General features: G+C 45.0%; 14 protein-coding genes. 6 read left to right on the top strand and 8 right to left on the bottom strand.

What is annotated here, in order from left to right; all coding sequences use genetic code 11:
• Positions 1-16 precede the first annotated feature (16 nt).
• Both AB6D58_RS05180 and AB6D58_RS05175 read left to right on the top strand, forming a co-directional pair.
• Complete coding sequence (locus AB6D58_RS05180; RefSeq protein ID WP_372156610.1) at positions 17-2,044, top strand: alkaline phosphatase family protein; 2,028 nt, start codon at positions 17-19, stop codon at positions 2,042-2,044.
• A gap of 153 nt (positions 2,045-2,197) precedes the next feature.
• The gene (locus AB6D58_RS05175; RefSeq protein WP_017060439.1) at positions 2,198-2,647 is read left to right on the top strand and encodes a TerB family tellurite resistance protein; all 450 of its coding nucleotides are present in this window, start codon (positions 2,198-2,200) and stop codon (positions 2,645-2,647) included.
• 122 nt (positions 2,648-2,769) lie between these two features.
• On the opposite strand, the gene AB6D58_RS05170 is transcribed toward AB6D58_RS05175, so the two are convergent.
• Together AB6D58_RS05170 and AB6D58_RS05165 are read right to left on the bottom strand one after the other, a co-directional pair.
• Positions 2,770-3,300: a 3'-5' exonuclease gene (locus AB6D58_RS05170; RefSeq protein WP_017068784.1), complete on the bottom strand. Its 531-nt coding sequence runs from the start codon at positions 3,298-3,300 to the stop codon at positions 2,770-2,772.
• 87 nt (positions 3,301-3,387) lie between these two features.
• Complete coding sequence (locus AB6D58_RS05165) at positions 3,388-4,926, bottom strand: diguanylate cyclase domain-containing protein (protein WP_372156608.1); 1,539 nt, start codon at positions 4,924-4,926, stop codon at positions 3,388-3,390.
• Positions 4,927-5,274: 348 nt separating this feature from the next.
• On the opposite strand from AB6D58_RS05165, the gene AB6D58_RS05160 reads away from it, so the two are divergent.
• From AB6D58_RS05160 to AB6D58_RS05150, 3 genes are all read left to right on the top strand, one after another.
• On the top strand, positions 5,275-5,907 hold the full coding sequence (locus AB6D58_RS05160; RefSeq protein ID WP_017060436.1) for a DUF2760 domain-containing protein: 633 nt from the start codon (positions 5,275-5,277) through the stop codon (positions 5,905-5,907).
• Positions 5,907-7,880, top strand: a complete 1,974-nt coding sequence (locus AB6D58_RS05155) for an Hsp70 family protein (protein ID WP_372156606.1) — start codon at positions 5,907-5,909, stop codon at positions 7,878-7,880. The genes AB6D58_RS05160 and AB6D58_RS05155 overlap by 1 nt, the downstream gene beginning before the upstream one ends.
• Before the next feature lie 138 nt (positions 7,881-8,018).
• A complete protein-coding gene (locus AB6D58_RS05150) occupies positions 8,019-10,859 on the top strand; it encodes an Hsp70 family protein (protein ID WP_372156604.1) in 2,841 nt (946 codons plus the stop codon).
• A gap of 171 nt (positions 10,860-11,030) precedes the next feature.
• Here the strand turns inward: AB6D58_RS05150 and AB6D58_RS05145 are convergent, their stop codons facing one another.
• The 4 genes from AB6D58_RS05145 to tyrR all read right to left on the bottom strand — a co-directional run bounded on the left by AB6D58_RS05145 (position 11,031) and on the right by tyrR (position 14,291).
• Positions 11,031-11,246, bottom strand: a complete 216-nt coding sequence (locus tag AB6D58_RS05145; RefSeq protein ID WP_102394306.1) for a hypothetical protein — start codon at positions 11,244-11,246, stop codon at positions 11,031-11,033.
• Positions 11,247-11,514: 268 nt separating this feature from the next.
• Positions 11,515-11,988 carry a DUF2947 domain-containing protein gene (locus AB6D58_RS05140; protein WP_017060433.1) on the bottom strand — a complete coding sequence of 158 codons (474 nt, stop codon included), beginning with the start codon at positions 11,986-11,988 and terminating at the stop codon, positions 11,515-11,517.
• 152 nt (positions 11,989-12,140) lie between these two features.
• Positions 12,141-12,728 (bottom strand): ribosomal protein S5-alanine N-acetyltransferase, encoded by a 588-nt coding sequence (rimJ, locus tag AB6D58_RS05135; RefSeq protein WP_065584184.1) that lies wholly within the window; start codon positions 12,726-12,728, stop codon positions 12,141-12,143.
• An 18-nt stretch (positions 12,729-12,746) separates the two neighbouring features.
• Positions 12,747-14,291 carry a transcriptional regulator TyrR gene (tyrR, locus tag AB6D58_RS05130; protein ID WP_372156602.1) on the bottom strand — a complete coding sequence of 515 codons (1,545 nt, stop codon included), beginning with the start codon at positions 14,289-14,291 and terminating at the stop codon, positions 12,747-12,749.
• Positions 14,292-14,556: 265 nt separating this feature from the next.
• On the opposite strand from tyrR, the gene traF reads away from it, so the two are divergent.
• A complete protein-coding gene (gene traF, locus AB6D58_RS05125; RefSeq protein ID WP_372156600.1) occupies positions 14,557-15,705 on the top strand; it encodes a conjugal transfer protein TraF in 1,149 nt (382 codons plus the stop codon).
• A gap of 56 nt (positions 15,706-15,761) precedes the next feature.
• On the opposite strand, the gene AB6D58_RS05120 is transcribed toward traF, so the two are convergent.
• A complete protein-coding gene (locus AB6D58_RS05120; RefSeq protein WP_017068778.1) occupies positions 15,762-16,814 on the bottom strand; it encodes a YcjF family protein in 1,053 nt (350 codons plus the stop codon).
• A 14-nt stretch (positions 16,815-16,828) separates the two neighbouring features.
• Positions 16,829-18,202, bottom strand: a complete 1,374-nt coding sequence (locus AB6D58_RS05115; protein WP_372051713.1) for a YcjX family protein — start codon at positions 18,200-18,202, stop codon at positions 16,829-16,831.
• Positions 18,203-18,270: the final 68 nt, after the last annotated feature.

Below are 18,270 nucleotides of genomic sequence, written 5' to 3'. Positions count from 1 at the left end.
GATTTTAGGTACCGTATTGAAACCCTCTACGACATCATCTCTTCCCCTGTTACTCGCCGGACCCATTTTAAGAAAAACCACCGCGACTGAAGTAGTACTTTGGTTAGCCACCAGCTCGCCTCTTACAGGCAGAGCCGAGCTTCATACTCAAGAAATAGACGATTCTGAAGCAGCACAAGACCAGCCGTTTTATACCTCATCGCTTGAAGAACATGATTCGATTCAAATCGGTACACATGCGTGGATAACGCTAATTCGCTTACAAGGTGAGTTCCCGACTAATACGCGGCTTGAATATGATATTCACACTGAGTCAGGTTCACTAAAAGAGCTCGCCCCTCACCTTGTTTACAACGGTAAATCTCGCGTTGAGTTTAAGATATCGACCTCGGCTGATTACATTCTTCATGGCTCTTGCCGTAACCCGCATCATCCAAGCAAAGACAGCTTAGTCGCAGCCGATAACAAGATAGCCGATCAAAGCGTCGCTGAAAGACCTGACATGCTGATGATGAGCGGCGATCAGATCTACGCCGACCATGTGGCAGGGCCAACACTTGATGCTATTCAGCAGGTGATTCAACTGCTTGGCCTTGTAGGTGAGAGCTTACCGACTGACTCGCAAATTAAGCAAATCAACAGCAGTGACGCGCTGTATAGCAGTGAATATCACCTATATCAGCGTCATCACTATTTACCGCACCACACCGCTTCAGAATCCATGCTCGATAAGTTCTTCCCGAATCGTGGCGTGCCGATTTTTAGCTCTACCGATTGTGAAAACCACTTAGTCACGCTGTCTGAGTTTATCGCGATGTACTTATTGGTTTGGTCTCCGACACTGTGGCAATGCGTCAATCGAGAGCGTTTAATTGAGAATAACTTCACTCAAGGTGGACGCCAATTAACACCGACTGAGCAGCAACAATGGCGTGATGAAAGCGTCATCATGGATGATTTCATTGCTGGCTTACCGCAAGTGCAACGTCTGTTCGCGCATATTCCAACGTACATGATCTTCGATGATCACGATGTGACGGATGATTGGAACCTTACCGTGGGTTGGGAGCATGCCGTCGACCAAAACCAGTTCGCGACCCAAGTCATTGGTAACGGCCTTGCGGCTTACTGGATGTGTCAAGGTTGGGGTAACAAACCGGAGAGCTTCGATGAAACGTTTATCGAGCAAGCAAAACAGCTTTTTGTCGCTCAACCGCTCATTACTAAACAACCGCGCATTAGTAAACAAACTCATAATGAAGGCGGCAATGCAGCGACTACTCACTCTATTGGCAACATCGAGCCAGACAAGCATCAAGCCTTTATTGAGATGCTGAGTCGCTTTGAAGAGTGGCATTACACAATAGATACCTCACCCAAAGTCATTGTGTTGGATACTCGTACGCGTCGTTGGCGTTCAGAGTCACGCATGAACAAGCCTTCAGGTTTAATGGACTGGGAAGCCTTGATTGAGTTTCAACATCAGTTAATGAATCAAGATAAAGTGGTGATCGTTTCTGCTGCACCGATGTTTGGCGTGAAGTTTATTGAAACACTGCAAAAGATGGCGACCACAATCGGCAAGCCATTAGTGATTGACGCTGAAAACTGGATGGCACATCCGGGCAGTGCTAATACGCTGATTAGCATCTTTACCCATACCAAAACACCGACCAACTTCGTGGTACTTTCTGGCGATGTTCACTACTCCTTCGCTTATGACATCAAGCTTAGGTATCGTCGCAACAGCCCGAACATCTATCAAATCACCTGCAGTGGTATTAAAAATCAGTTCCCTGCTCCGCTGCTTAAATTCTGCGATGTATGGGACCGCCTGTTATACAGCCCTCGCTCAGTTTTGAACTACTTCACTAAACGTAAACGCTTGAAGATCGAAAAGCGAAGCCCTGACAATCAGACCTTCTATCGCCTTTCAAACCGCAGTGCGATTGGAGAATTGAGGCTAGACACTGATGGGAAACCGCAATCGATCACGACACTCAGTGGCGACGGTAAAATTACCCGTTTCCCAGAGCCCGATTGATAAAATGCTCCTTATCGCTCGCGTATCCGTAATGTCAGTTTTTAGTAAAGACGCTTGCGATCACACTCTGTAGACCCAATAGTTATGCTTATGGTTATAGTTGATAGCTATCAGCGTTACGGAACTCGATACAAATTTTAACTGGAGCTCGTTATGTTCAATTCTCTCACATCAATGTTTAAACAATTGATTGAAGGCCAGGACCTAAGCAAAAACCAAGGCACATCACCTAATATCGCCATCGCGAGTTTGTTGTGTGAAGTCGCGGGTGCCGACCATCAGATCAATGAATCAGAAAGAGTCGCTAAGCTACAGCTTCTGCAGCGTTTGCTGGATTTAGATGAAGAACAAGCAAAGGTACTGCTCGCGCAAGCAGAGCCGAAAGTAGAGCAATCAGTATCGCTGTATGACTTTACATCGCAACTCAGAGACCTATCTCAGCCAGTGCGAATCGACTTAATCAAAGCGATGTGGGAAGTAGCGCATGCCGACGGGGAAATTGACCCTATCGAAGATTCTGTGATCCGCAAAACAGCAGAACTGCTCTACGTCGACCACTGTGACTTCATCAAGAGTAAGTTAAGTGTTTTAGGCGAAAATTAGTGCCTGAAATAATGAATTGGAAACTGAAATAAATAAAAGCGACGGGTTAAGAAACCGGTCGCTTTTTTGAATCGGTAAACTGAAAGCTGACTAAACAGGGCTGAGAGGAGCTAAAAATTTAGCTACAACATAGTTAATGTGAGTTTCGCAAGATTATAAGCATCGACATAACCCGAGTGCTGACGACCTTCCCACTCAATATTTTTGGCTTCTTGAGCAGCGCGGTGACCAATGCGTTTGTCTTTCAAACGATTCTGAACACGGTAAAGCGTTGCGATGTTTAAGAACTCGCTAAACGGAGGCTCGATGCCTTTTTCAATACACTCTTTGTGTAAGATAAGGTCGTCACGTCCCCACGCTGCGTAGATTTTTTTGGGACCACCAAAGTTCTTAATCATCGACTTGATGACAGACTCTAATGGGCGACCCTGCTTTTCGATTTTACGAGGTGTAATGCCCGTTAACTCGGCACAGAATAGAGAGACTTCGTCTTTCTCTGGCTTAACGTAGTATTGTGCTCGCTTCACGATAGTACCGGATGCGAGATCAATCTCAGCAAGACCAACTTCAATGATCTCTCCTGTTGTTCCCACACCGTCTTCGCTCCAACAGCACATTTCCAAATCGAAACACACAACTCGATTGTGATTCATACGTCGCCTAATTCTCTCGTCAAAAATTTTGTGAAATTGTACATGAGCCCAATACAGAACTCGACCCTAGTTGTATCAAGTGCTCATTTAGCCTGCAATTGTCACTCGATTTCGGCCATTCGACTTACTTTGATAGAGCATACTGTCTGTTTTTTGCAGAATCTCTTCCGTGTTTTCATTAGCGTAAATAGCAGCACCAATACTCAAAGTACAACTGAGCTGTCGACCTTTGTGCTCACAATGAGACTGGCTCACTGTTCTTAGAATACATTGTAAGTATCGTTCTAGGGCTTCATGGTTTGTAATACTAGAAATGATACAGAACTCATCTCCACCTATACGAAACAGGTTATCCCCCTCTTTCAAGCTCACTGAAATCAATTTAATTACATGAATGAGTAAAGCATCCCCTGCAGGGTGACCGAATTGGTCGTTAATGCCTTTGAACTTGTCGACATCAAATCCGATGAGACTAAAGGGTTCATTTCGCTGTATCGCTTTATCTAACATCTTATTGAAAGCACGTCGGTTATAAACCTCGGTCAGGCTGTCGTGGTTGGCTAGAAAACGAAGCTCTTCTGTTCTTTTATCAAGCATTTGATACAAGCGCTCTTTCTCTCTAATTTGCAGGTTCACAATATAAGCAAGCAGCAATGAGATAGTGGTACCAACTATGCCGATTCCCGCCAACACTAAGTAACCATTAAATGAAATACATGCATCTATCTTGAAGTCGATAATCCATTCACGGTTAGTTAATGTAATCGTCTTTGTAATGTGCTGCCCAGTTACCGCTTCATAACCATTGGTTTCGAACATTATCGGGGCATCTTCAGCTTCAAAACCGCTATCGGTAACACGCACATAAACGTCCATATCGCCGACAGTAGATGCCAGAAGTTTCTCAAAATAATATGTGGTACGAACAACACCAATTACAACGCCGAGTAAGTTGTCACTCTCTCCCTCAAAGACAGGGTGATACACCAACATTCCGCTCTTAGGTGTGTTGCTGTCTAAACCGTCTTGCAACAGACGAACTTTGTCTGAAATATTCGCTTCACGTGTTTTTTTAATGTTATCAATGACCAGGTTAAACCGCTCACGAGAAGAGTAAAAACCCAAAACACCGTTGTTCACTGGATCATTCGGATAAATATCTGTCGCGATAAATACGGGCTCGCCATCCAAGACATAACCATAAGTTTTTGGCCCATGTTTAGGGATAGTAAACATTCTATAGGATGGGTATTGAGCTTTCATTTTGGCGGTGTGCTCGGCAAGATCTTCTACCGCTACTTTTTGCATCCACTGCAATCCGATCAGGCTTTTCGAACCGTTAATCGTTTGCTGAGCAAAACGATCAAATCGATCCCGACTATCGACATCATTAGAATAGAAAAAATTCGCACCGGAACCGATATAAGCAACATCGTTATCAATAAACGCTTTTAAACTGAGCGTTTGATGCTGAGCAAAGCTATCCAGATTCTCATTCAAAGACCTATTTTGATTCGCCGCAACCAAAACAAAACACAACACCGTCATCAAAAATGTGGCAAAAAAGACAACTAACGGCAAAGTTCGTTTCTTCAACCCTGTTATGGGGTCGGTAGTGTGCGGCATGTGGCTTCCAAATAGTCTCTAATGAGTTAAAAGTATATAACGGAAGGGAATCATGCTCCATTTCTGTTTAGTCTTAAAACTGACATAAAACGGGCATTGTTTACCTTGCCCTCACATCGACGACCAATATTCGACCGAATCTCGGCTAAATTTCAAGCTAACACACCAAAAACCCACTTGATTAAAAACATTAAATACCACTCTTAAGCCTTGAATATGCTAGTATCCATCCATATTTATAGCTTGAAAGTGACCGTTTCGGCTTAGTGCCAATGAGTTTCTTTCCAACCTGTATATTCCTTTGAACCGACGAATATACCGTTAAATCAATTTTAAAGAGAAATCACTATGATCGTTGATTTGAACCTAATCCCACAAACGTTTGATATGCTTCACGCAGGCCTAACTGCATCAAGCGTTTTACTACTGTTAATTGCCGTTTCTCGTAAAACCAAAGTGGTTGAGAAAGTCGTAGAAAAACCAGTAGAAAAGGTCGTTGAAGTTGAAAAGCCAGTTGAGAAAATTGTCGAAGTAGAGAAAGTAGTAGAAGTTGAACGTGTGATCGAAAAAGTAGTAGAAGTTGAATCTAAGCTTGCTACAGCACCAACAGACTCTGCAATGCAGCTACTGTCTATCATGCAGCAAGAAGCGCGCCTTATCGACTTCTTAAAAGAAGACCTAACGTCATTCTCTGATGAAGAAGTTGGCGCAGCAGCTCGTGTTATTCACACTGGCGGTCAAAAAGTATTGGCTGATTACGTAACGCTGTCTCACATCCGCACTGAAGATGAAGAAACACGTATCACTATCGCTGAAGGTTTCAACCCTCAAGAAATTCGCCTAACTGGCAACGTAACGGGCAATGCACCATTCAACGGCACACTAGTTCACAAAGGTTGGAAAGCAACTGACATGAACCTGCCTAAGCTTGCTGAAAACTACGATGCATCTGTAATTGCACCGGCAGAGGTGGAGCTATAATGGAACACCAAAACCATTCTTCATCGCAAGAGCATTCACAAGAACCATCTTCTCAAGAGCAACATCAGGCGCCTAAGTTCAGTGTTGGTATCGATTTAGGTACCACACACTGCGTTTTGTCTTTCATCGACACAACAAATGAAGACGCTCGCGTTGAGGTGATGCAAATCCCTCAACTGACGGCGCCAGGTACAGTAGAAACTCGCAGCCAACTTGGCTCGTTCCTATACCAACCGCACGAACATGAAATGAATGCGGGCTCTCGCGTTCTTCCTTGGTCTTCAGAGCCAAAAGCACTAGTGGGTGCAATTGCTCGTAACCTTGGTTCTAAAACCCCTATCCGTTTGGTAGCAAGTGCAAAATCTTGGTTATGCCACAGTGGTGTTAACCGTCGCGATGCTTTCCTTCCTGCAGGCAGCCCTGAAGAAGTTGAAAAAGTATCTCCGCTTAAGACAACTGAATTGTACCTTGAGCATCTTAAAGACGCATGGAACCACGCAAACCCAGAACACAAACTGGCAGACCAAGATGTAACGATCACGGTTCCAGCTTCGTTTGATCCTGCGGCTCGTGACCTAACAGCAGAAGCTGCACGTAATGTTGGTTTCACTCACCTAACGCTTCTTGAAGAGCCACAAGCGGCCCTGTACAGCTGGATTGATAACAGCAACGACACATGGCGTGATGAAGTAAACGTTGGTGACATCGTTCTTGTTGTCGATATCGGTGGTGGTACAACCGACCTTTCGTTAGTTGAAGTAACACAAGATGACGGCAACCTAAGCCTGAACCGTATCGCAGTAGGTGAACATATCCTACTTGGCGGCGACAACATGGACTTAGCACTGGCTTACCGCTTGAAGATGAAACTGGCGCAAGAAGGCAAAGAACTGGCTCCTTGGCAGGTTCAAGCAATGACTCACGCATGTCGTGATGCGAAAGAAGCACTGCTAAACGATGCTGAACTGCAATCTGTGCCTATCGTTGTTCCAAGCCGTGGTTCTAAACTGCTTGGCGCAACACTGAAAACAGAACTGACTCAGCAAGAAGTTCAACAAACATTAGTGGACGGCTTCTTCCCTAAAGTTGCTGTAACTGAGCACCCTGTACAAAAGACGCGTGGCGCACTGACTCAAATGGGTCTGCCTTACGCTCAAGACGCAGGTATTACTCGTCACATTGCCGCATTCCTTTCTAAGCAAGCGAACGCGCTTTTTGGAAATAGCGAAACGGCTCAGCAAGATTTCAACCCGTTTGCAAACATGCCCGGTATGCCCGGTACGCAAGGGTCAGAAGCGCCAGCGGCAGACTTCATCAAGCCAACAGCAATCCTGTTCAATGGTGGTGTTCTAAAATCGAACCTACTTGCTGATCGTCTTTCAGATACGATCAACGAATGGTTGATCAATGCTGACGAAGAGTTCGCAAAACAGCTTTCAGGTTTAGATTTAGACCTAGCGGTTGCAAGTGGCGCTTCATACTACGGCGCAGTTCGTCGTGGCCAAGGCGTTCGTATCCGCGGTGGTATCGCTTCTTCTTACTACGTAGGAATTGAAAGCGCGATGCCAGCTATCCCAGGTATGGCTCCTCCGATGGAAGCTTTGTGTGTTGCACCATTTGGTATGGAAGAAGGTTCAAGCGTACAAGTACCTAGCCAAGAATTCGGTCTAGTGATTGGTCAGCCAGTACACTTCCAGTTCTTCGGTTCAACCATTCGTCGTGAAGATGAAGCGGGTACGCACCTTGATCACTGGGCGCCTGAAGAGCTTGATGAGCTTCCTGAAATCCAAGTGACATTGCCGGTTTCTGAAGGCCGTCGCGAAGGTGAAGTGGTTCCAGTGACTTTGGCTTCTCGCGTTACTGAGCTAGGCACCTTACACCTAGAAGCGATTGCTACTGACAACGGTCAGAAGTGGCACGTTGAGTTCGATGTTCGTGAAGACTCGAATAACGACTCAAACGAACAAGCATAATGAATCAACGGCACCTTAACGGGTGCCGTTACTTTATCAATGCGATTCCCTAGCCCTGTATTAAAAGCATTCCAAAGACAATAATAAGACCAAGATTATCCATTAACTGGTCATCACTTTGGCAGAATAAGGTTTTGTATGGCAACTCCTCGTTTTTTAGTCGGCATTGACTTAGGTACAACCAATACGGTTGTCGCTTACTGTGAAATCAACGACGACCTACAACAAGCTCCCGTTTCTCTTTTCGATATTGACCAACTCATCGGCCCCGGTGAAGTGGTTCGCAAGCCCCTACTTCCATCCTTTCGTTACCACCCAGCACAAGGTCAAATCTCCCCTTCTGACCTGACGATGCCGTGGGAACCAAGCCCCGTTGAAGGCGATATTAAGAACGTTATCGTCGGTGAATGGGCTCGTGAATTAGGCGCTAAGGTTGAAGGCCGCCAAGTATCGAGTGCTAAGAGTTGGCTATCACACCAAGCGGTTGATCGTAACTCCGACATTCTGCCTTGGGCTGGCGCAGCTGATGTCGATAAAGTCTCGCCAGTTGTGGCGAGTGCAAGCTACCTCAACCACATTCGCCAAGCATGGAACTACCGTAACCCGAGCAACAAGCTGGAAGACCAAGATGTTGTGGTTACCGTTCCTGCTTCCTTCGATGAGACAGCACGTAAGCTAACACTCGAAGCCGCAGAACTGGCGGGCTTAGGTAAGATTCTATTACTCGAAGAGCCGCAAGCCGTTTGTTATGACTGGTATGCCCGTCACCAACAAACCGCAGCAGATGAACTTCAACAAATCCCACTGATTCTAGTGTGTGATGTTGGAGGTGGTACCACCGATTTAAGCTTAATTGAAGCCAAATTCGATGCGAACAGCGACGGTAATAACGAGCTCGCACTCGACCGTATTGGTGTTGGTGAACACTTGATGCTCGGTGGTGACAACCTCGATTTAGCGCTTGCCCACCTTGCAGAGCAACGCTTCAATCAAAACAAAAAGCTGAATGCCTCTAGCCTAACCAAACTGATTCAACAGACTCGCGCCGCAAAAGAGAGCCTGCTTTCTGCCAATGCGCCCGATGATGTAAAGATCACCATGCTGGGCAGCGGTTCAAAACTGCTTGGCGGTACTAAGAGTATTGGTTTAACTAAACAAGAAGTCCATCAAATCGCATTGGAAGGTTTCTTCCCGCTTTCTGAGTTTACTGAAACACCCGACAAACGCCGCAGTGCTGTGGTTGAGTTTGGTCTGCCTTACGTGGCTGACCCTGCGGTGAGTAAGCACGTTGCAGAATTCCTAGCAACGCACCAACAAGTGTCTAAAGCCGCATTGGAAAACTCAGACTCTATTGAGTTCGATGACACCAAACCTGCAATTCCAGTTGGCGTGCTGCTCAATGGTGGTGTGTTTAACAGTGAACTGGTAACAGAGCGAATTACTCAGCTACTGGGCAACTGGAACGGTTCTCCTATCACAGTGCTTGATAACCCTCATCCAGATTGGTCTGTTGCCCTTGGCGCGGTTGCCTTTGGTAAAGCACGCCGCGGTGCACAGCTGAAAATCGGTGGCGGTGCTGCCCGTTCTTACTTCTTGCATCTGCAAGAGAAAAACAAGATGGGTAAAGCGCTTTGTCTGCTTGCCAAAGGAACCGAAGAAGGCCAAGAGATACGCTTGAACAGCCGTCGTTTCTCGCTGACTTTAGGTGAGCCAGTACGATTTAATCTTCTGACTTCAACACACGATCAAATTGCTCATGACACCGCCATTCAAAACGGTGTGATGGTCAATGTGGATGCCGACTTGTTCTCCCCTCTCCCACCGTATATTTCTACGCTGGAAGGCTCAGGTACTGCAGAACTTCAAGCCAACCAAAAAGAGCGTGTTGAAGTACTGCTCGCTTGTCAGTTAACCGAAGTCGGCACATTGAAAATGGAGTGTGTGAGTATAGAAGATGACTCTAAGCGTTGGTTGCTTGAGTTTGAAGTAAGAAACAAGCAAGGCGATGAATCTGATACCTCCGCGCTTCACCCAAGATTGGAAGAGTGTAAGGAGTTGATTTCTCGCCTGTACAGCGGCAACAAGAAGAGTGCTGAATCGAAAGAGATCAAAACACTATCGAAAGATCTTGAGAAGCGACTAGGTAAACGCGATGAATGGGACTTCACGACCCTTCGTCATCTATTTGATACCTTCTCATTAGGTCGTAAACGTCGTCGCCGCTCAGAAGCACACGAGAAGAACTGGCTACGTTTGGCGGGATACTCGCTACGTCCTGGCTTTGGCGATCCGACTGACTCATGGCGTATCGAACAGATTTGGGGCCTTTACCAACAGAACATTCAGTTCAAGAACCACCAAGGCTGGACAGACTGGTGGGTATTCTGGCGTCGTGTCGCTGGTGGGCTAAACCAAGAGCAGCAAGAGAGTATCTTGGCTGACATCGCTAAATACCTTCACCCAGGTGCAATGAAGAACCCTAAGACAGCCAAAGATGCGCAAGATAATGGTTATGAAGCCATGGTCCGTTTAGCGGCGTCACTTGAGCAACTTGAGGTTGAAGACAAAGTGCTGCTGGCAAGTTGGTTCTTAAGCAAAGCGATCAACCATAACCAATTTGAACAGGCTCACTGGTGGGCGCTAGGACGATTAGCATCAAGAACGCCTTTGTATGGCAGCCAACACAGCGTAATTCCTAGAGAGCAAGCTGAACAGTGGTTACCAAAACTGCTTGAACAAAACTGGCAGAAAGAGCAGATGATCGCCTTCGCAGCGGTGATGATTTGTCGAAAAACCGGTGACCGTCAGTTTGATATCTCTGACGACTATCGCAATCAAGTGATTGAGAAGCTTAAGCAAAGCAAGGTACCTGACTCATGGTTAACACTAGTGAGTGAAGTGACTGAGCTTTCTGAGAGTGAATCTAAGCGTGTGTTTGGTGATGCGTTACCAAGCGGATTAAGCCTAATCAATAACTAGGTTTGAAAACGATTAGCTTTCGTTGCTAATGGTAAAGAAGCTAGCAAGAAAAGAAAAAGCCACTTTCGATTCGTTGAAAGTGGCTTTTTTATTGGTGGCTTAAGGCTGGTATGTGTAATCGACTTATAGCTTTTTGGTTAAGAGCCTTAGCCGTGTTGCAGTTCATCATTGTTAATGTTTGGTTCCAGTTGGGTTGATAGGAAAATCTGTATTTTCATAAATGTCAGATAGTTTTTTCGGTTTCTTCTCTTTCGCTCCTTTGTTCAATTGATTATGAGTTTCGCTTAAAAGCCATTCCTCATGCATTTTTGCTGAATCCAAAAACTCTGGATCCTCCATTGCTTCCTTGCGAAGTTTATTTACACGTTCGAGAGTATCCCAAATCATAATACTTCACCTCCACTAAGGCAGTAATATAAAGATAGCTCAACCCCATAAAACTTCAACTAACCCAATGAGATAGCGATCTCAATTTCGTAATTTACCCACTTTAAACACATGAAAATGGTCACCTTTAGCTGGGCTCAAACAATGGGTATTTCCCCATGTTCTTCGAAGATCATTAGGCACAAAAAAAGCGAGCTCAATGCTCGCTTTTTGTTTGTCTATCTGTTGTTCGAAACACAAACACTCACTCGATTAAATCACACCGAGGTTAAGCACGGTTACCGATTTTTACCTTGCCATTGGTAGCAAACCAAAGGGCTTCTGAACGACGGCGACCAATTAAAATCGGGCCATCATCGTAGAACAAGAAGTTCTTCCAATGCTTCTTGAAAATCGCCCATTTAGTTTCAAGAACATTGTATTTTTCGTAACAAAAATAAACAGTTACGTCATCTTGCCAATCAATAAAGTTAAGAATTTCTTCTGGCATTTCTGGCTCATCCGCTTCCCAATGCGCCATCCAGCTGATCTCTTCATTCCAGTTCGATGCTTTGCTTGGCCAGTCTTGCGAGCTCAGTCGTTCTGCGTCTGGACTTTGAGGGCTCACGTTCTCTTTCCAGAACTGAGATGCTCTCGCCTGTGTCATTGGCTTAATCTTTTCCAAGTCCTCTGCCGGCAGCGGCATTGACTGGTGTGTGAAAATCCATTTTCTTTGGTATTCGTCCAAAGTTGTGTATGACATCAAAATTCCTCAAATATCTTCTCAGGCTGATGGATTTACCATGCCTATCTGTTCTTTTTGATGCAGTGACGGTTTCATTTTATCTATGTCGTCACTGCCTCTAAATCTGTATTTACGCTTAATTGGTACTTACGCCTAATGACTATTGATCTCTATACAGCGCGTCTATCTTCCCAGTTTGGGTTAACTAATGCCGTCAGTATATGGTCTTCCCATTTACCGTTAATCTGTAGGTAGTCTTTAGCAAAACCTTCTCGGACAAAACCAAGATGTTCTAATACACCAGCACTGCGTTCGTTGTGAGGCATGTAGCCCGCCATTAAGCGGTGCATGTTCTGCACATCAAACATGTAGTCTTTGGCCATGTTCAAACCTCTGCGCATGTAACCGTGGCCCTGTGCACTTTGCGCCAATGAGTAACCGACATTACAAGCGTAGAACGGGAAACGAGACAAATTACTGAACGATATGGTGCCTAACATTTCATTAGAGTCAGCGTTAATCAGTAAACAGTAATAGCCTAGCCCCATTTTATGAAGCTCGTTTAACTTGATCAGTCGCTGCGCCCAACTCGCTCTATCAAAGAACGCGTCTTCGCGAATCGGTTCCCAAGGTTTCAGGTACTCTCTGTTAACCTGAAAGTACTCGCTTATCATGCCAGCGTCATCAATTTCAGCCGTACGTAGAATCAGATTACCATCATGCTTATAAATGCGCTCTGGTGTACTCAAATCTTCCATAATCTTGTTCTTATTCGATCAGTTCTTTCTGATACCATAATCACGAAGCTTATTCGCAATTGAGGTATGAGATACATTCAAACGTTTTGCTAGCTTACGGCTTGATGGGAAAGACTGATAAAGCTTCTCTAGAATCTGAGATTCATAGTCTTTCATTATTTCATCGAGCGAGCCATCTAAGCTCAGGTTCGCCATTCCAGCCGTCATTGTTTCAAGCTGTGGCAAATGGAATTGCTCAACCGTTAGCGTGTCTGAATCCAACTCTGTTAGTGCGCGTAGAACCATGTTGTCTAACTGGCGAATGTTGCCCGGCCATTGGTAATTACCAAGCTGGTCGATCAGCTCTTGAGTCAGTTTTGGTTTTAACATACCTAACTGCTGCGCGTACTTTGCAACGAACAGTTCCAACAGTGGCACTACGTCGTTTGAGCGTTCACGCAATGCAGGGATAGACAGAGTCAGTACATTCAAGCGGTAAAACAAATCTTCACGGAACGAACCCGAGTCGGCTAATTCAGAAAGACGGTGGCGCGTTGATGCAATAATACGAACATCCGCGTGCATCTCTTCTTCTTCACCAACACGACGGAATGAACCATCTTGTAGGAAACGCAGCAGCTTGATTTGAAGATGCGGGCTCATCTCGCCAATTTCATCTAAAAATACCGTACCGCCATTCGCTTGCTCGAAAATGCCTTTATGACCTTGCTCATGGTTGAATGAACCCGGCGCATGACCAAACAATTCCGTTTCCGCTACGTCATCAGGCATCGATGCACAGCTTAGAATCAAGAATGGGAAAGACGATCGATTTGAACGGTTATGACACGCTTTCGCCAGCATCTCTTTACCCGTACCTGTATCGCCTTCAATTAATAGAGGCTGATCCAGCATAGCCAATTTCCTAGCTTGGCTGATCAAGGCTTTATGGCGATTAGAGACACCAACAAAGTGTTCAAAACCCAGGTTGTTCTGTTCTGGGATTGAATCTGGCGAGTTCATCTCTTGATTACAAGAACGAATCGTCATTACTGCGCTTGCCAGTACCGCTTCGTTGACATCACCACCAAGGTAAATCGGCAGGATCTCAATAGAGAAATCTAAGCCATCTAACACGACAACTTCACGATGGCGCGTTACATCGCCTTCGATCCAACGAGCAAAGTTAAAACTAGGAACAAACGTCGCGAGCGGTTCACCGATGACTTCATCTTCTTGTTTGTTGAAGAGGCTCAATGCGGCGTGGTTAGCCATATCGACTGAGCCTTTAAGGTCAATCGCAATCACAGGATCAGGTAGGTTTGCCAGCAGAGCAATCAGCTCTGTGTTATGCCTTTCGCTTGGCATAAATTGGATTTTACGTACATCCTTCACACCTGAAATTCGGCGAATTTCAGCCATAAGTTCACTAAAAGCATCAAAATCAATATCAGGGCAGTTTAGATAAATAATACCTTTAACATCAATTTCGATTCCTCTTAAATCAATGCTTTTTGAGGCCAAGATATCGAGCAACTCACGCGTTAAGCCGAGTCTGTCTTCACACAATACTTCAAGACGCACAAATAGTCCTATTATAGGTGTCAGGATAAGTTGACAGTAGTGTGGATTAAGCTCTGAGTTCAGTCAAGAAGAAGAGTTATCATATATCTATTCAATTTTTAGATATCAACACCTTAGAAAGATCTAAAACCATTCACCACACTTATCAACATTTCCAACCGTAACACCTCGCAATATCCCCTTACTTTATAAATGGTTATTTTATGGAACTAAAGTCAAATCACCCATAGCCTATATTCTTCCGTATAAAAACATCGGCTTAAATATGAAATACTCTAAACTATTCCTCACAATAATCAGTACCTTCTCTGCGTCTAGTTTTGCAATGACTTCTTTCGATACAAGAAGTGTTGGCATGGGCAGCACTGGAGCTGCGTCAGCCTCTTACCTAACATCCAGTTTTCATAATCCTGCTTTAGCGGCTCGTTATAAAGAAGGAGATAACTTTGGGTTAATTCTTCCCGTTCTCGGAGCAAGGGGTCATGATGCAGATGACATGATCGACAAGTTGGATCACTTCAAAGATATTGATGATCGATTGCAATTTGATCCCGGGAATGAAGAACTATTAGAGGAATGGCGCAAAGCTTTAAAACAACTAGATAACGGAAACTTAAACGTAGAAGCTAATCTAGGTACAGTATTCGCTATTCCAAATAAACACCTGAGCACCAACTTCTTCATTAAATCTCAAGTAGCCACCATTGCTAGATTCAATGTGAATGATGATGACTTACAAAATGATAACCCTACAGATTCAGAACTGCTCTCAAGTGGTCAAGCGGTTGGTATAGCAATTGTTGATGTAGGTTTTACTTTTGCTGATACATTTACTTTTCAAGAACACGATTTTATGTTGGGTATTTCACCCAAATACCAACGAATTTATGGTCTGAACTACGTTGAAACACTGGATGATTTAGATGACGACTTTGATATTGAAGAGGATTACGTAGAAAAATCCGCATTCAACATAGATTTTGGTGCTGCTTATGAATGGGGAGATAACACCATTATTGGGTTGTCTGCTAAGAACCTCCTGTCACAAAAGCTAAAAACTAAAACTCACATGGGACAAAAAGCAACGGTACTTGTTGAACCAGAATATGTATTAGGTATTTCCTATGATAAATCGTGGTACAACCTTACAGCGGATATTGATTTAAACGCCGTCAAGCACTTTAAAGAGTACGACTACAAAACTCAGTATGCAAAAGTGGGCGCTGAGCTTGATGCATTCAGTTGGGCTCAACTTCGTTTAGGCTATATGCATAGTTTAACTAACTATGCAGATGACCTAGCCACTGTAGGCTTAGGCTTTAAACCATTCGGTATCTTTGGATTCGATTTAGCGGCACAAGTAGGCAAAGATAATAACTACGGGGCTTCTGCTCAGCTCATCATGCATTTTTAGTCTCTGCCAAAAGAACAATTTAAATAAACCGCACCCATTTTGTGGGTGCGGTATTGTTATTTGAGAGTGATACGCTTTATTTCAGATAGGACGGCTTTGCGGAGGTCTGCCAGTTTTACTTTTCGTTCGTTATGCCAAGGCATAGGACGCAGCAATGTCATGGCTTTTAAGCCCAGTCTTGCAGTAAGGATACCGACACCTAGACCCTGCCCTGCTCGAGCTGAAACCTTGCCTGCAAGATCCATCGAGACGAGATCCATACTTGCATCAATTGCGAGTTCACTGGCTCCCGCTGCTGCCATGTTGATTAACACCAATTTAAATAGCTTAATCCTAGACCAGTAGCCAAGTTCAATGCCATACACATCAGCAAGCTTGTCGATCATGGTGAAATTTCGCCAAGCCACCAGCAACATATCAGCCGCCGCCAATGGACTCACTGCAACCAAAGCCGCCGATTCGGTCGAAAACTTAGTGACGATTTGAGTCGCTACTTTGTCTTGTTGACTCACGACTAACGCATCGTACATATCCAACACTTCTGCATCACTGTGTGCTGGGTTAATGCTGTTTCGCCACTTATCGTACGAAGGAGACTCAGCGATAATGCCACCTTGCTTGGCGATGTTTTCACAGAACGCTTTGCCCTTGCCGACACTTTGACTTTGGAGTAGCTCTTCACTCTGCTCTTGCACACTAAAGTGATCTTTAAGTGAACGCAGTTTCCACAGCTCTTTGCCTATTGCGCCTAAACCCAATGAAGCAATGGCAGCAATAAAGCCTGCCCAACCTAACGCAAGCCAATCAGCAGTTTGAATTGCGGTAATGACCGATTCAATTGCTTGCCATCCAACTAGGCCAGAAAAAGCGACCAATAAACCCGTTCCAAACCACTTCTTCTTTTTGCTCGGTCGAATCACTTGTTCCAATTGCTGCTCAGCTTCACCATCAAGTTCGGCTTCCACTTGCGGTGCGACAGGGACAAATTTCTCTTGCTCTGTGAACAGTTGTTGAGCACCTAAATCCGGGCCAACGTCGGTCTTGTCTTGCTCATCAAAAGAGGTCTTCAACGGTTCATTAAAGACCTGCTTTGTTTTTAATTCACTCATTTTGATTGCCTCAATTACTTCAACTTGTCGCCAATGAGATACTCTAAAACCTTGTCGACTCTTAGATGTTGGCAAGGCTCATCGGAATGTTGCTCCATCGGTCTAAAGCTCGTGAAATCAAACTGGTTGGTTTCCCAATACTGTTTGTTGGGCAACTTACGCGGCACCTCTCCCGGATACATGGTTTGAGGGACATTATCCAAAGTCACACCTTGCAACGCCGGAACATTGTCTGAGCCAGACGAGATATAACCCGCGCTGGTCGCTTGAATAGACGCGATACTCATACAACTCATGTCGATGTGTTCAAACGCCGCCTGCTGCCAAGCCGGATGTACCATCTGTTGTAACAGTGACACCAAGTTCGGATGTTGATCCGGTGTCACGTGGTCAGCCTTGGTGGCTGCAAACAAGATCTTGTCGATCTTCGGCGCAAATAAACGTCTTAAGATATTGCTTCGACCGTACTTAAAGCTCTTAAGTAACTGTTCTAACGCGCCACGCATATCCATGAAAGAGTCATAGCCCGCATTAAGTGGCTGTAAGCAATCCACCAACACGATTTGTCTGTCGAACGTCGCGAAGTGATTCTTGTAGAACGCTTTCACGACCTTCTGTTGATACTCTTCATAACGCGCTTTCAGTACCGCATAGTTACTTGTTTTTGAGAACTTACCCTCAGGTGCGAGACACGGGAAGAATTGCAACACAGGCGCGCCTTCAAGCTCACCCGGTAATACGAATCGACCCGGTTGTACCCAATGCAGTCCGTTACTTTTACAAGTATGAAGGTACTGGGTGTAGCTATCGGCAATCGCGACCAGTTTCTTTTCGTCCGCTTCTGCTAGCAAATCGATATCACCACGCATTACGTTCCACTGTTGCGAGTAAGTTTCTCTGTCGCCTTTCAATGCGGCAAACTGAGATTGGCTCCAGGTATCGAAGTCCATATCCAGTAACGGCAAATCAAGCAACCATTCACCTGGATAATCGACAATATCGAGATAAAGGGTGCTGTTTTTACTCAGTAGCTTCTTTGCGCCCTTCGCAGGCTTATATTTGATGGCTAAACGAATCTCACTGACATCACGCGTTGGTACCGGCCATTCTGGTGGCTGTGCATTCAACGACTCCATCGCTTCATCATAAGAGAAGCGTGGAATCATCATGTTGTGTTGCGGGATGCGCTTTGCGCCAATAATTCTTCCATCTCTCGCCGATGCAAGCAGTGGCAAGTTTTTGTGGGTAGACGTATGAAGAAGCTGATTAACCAGCGAAGTAATGAATGCTGTCTTACCCGCACGAGAGAGCCCCGTGACCGCTACTCGAATATGAGAATCCGTTCCTCTGCTTATAAAGTCACTCATTTCTTGAGTTAGGTGTTTCATTTGAACGACTCCGTGATAGTTAGGCTAGCTGGTTATGATAATAGAAAGGCAAGCCTATGTTCTTTCCC

Origin of the sequence: Vibrio sp. 10N.239.312.D08 (assembly GCF_041466145.1) — a bacterium.
GTDB lineage: Bacteria > Pseudomonadota > Gammaproteobacteria > Enterobacterales > Vibrionaceae > Vibrio > Vibrio crassostreae_C.
Note: the sequence above shows the minus strand (reverse complement) of the source record. Positions and strands in the feature narration are given on the sequence as shown.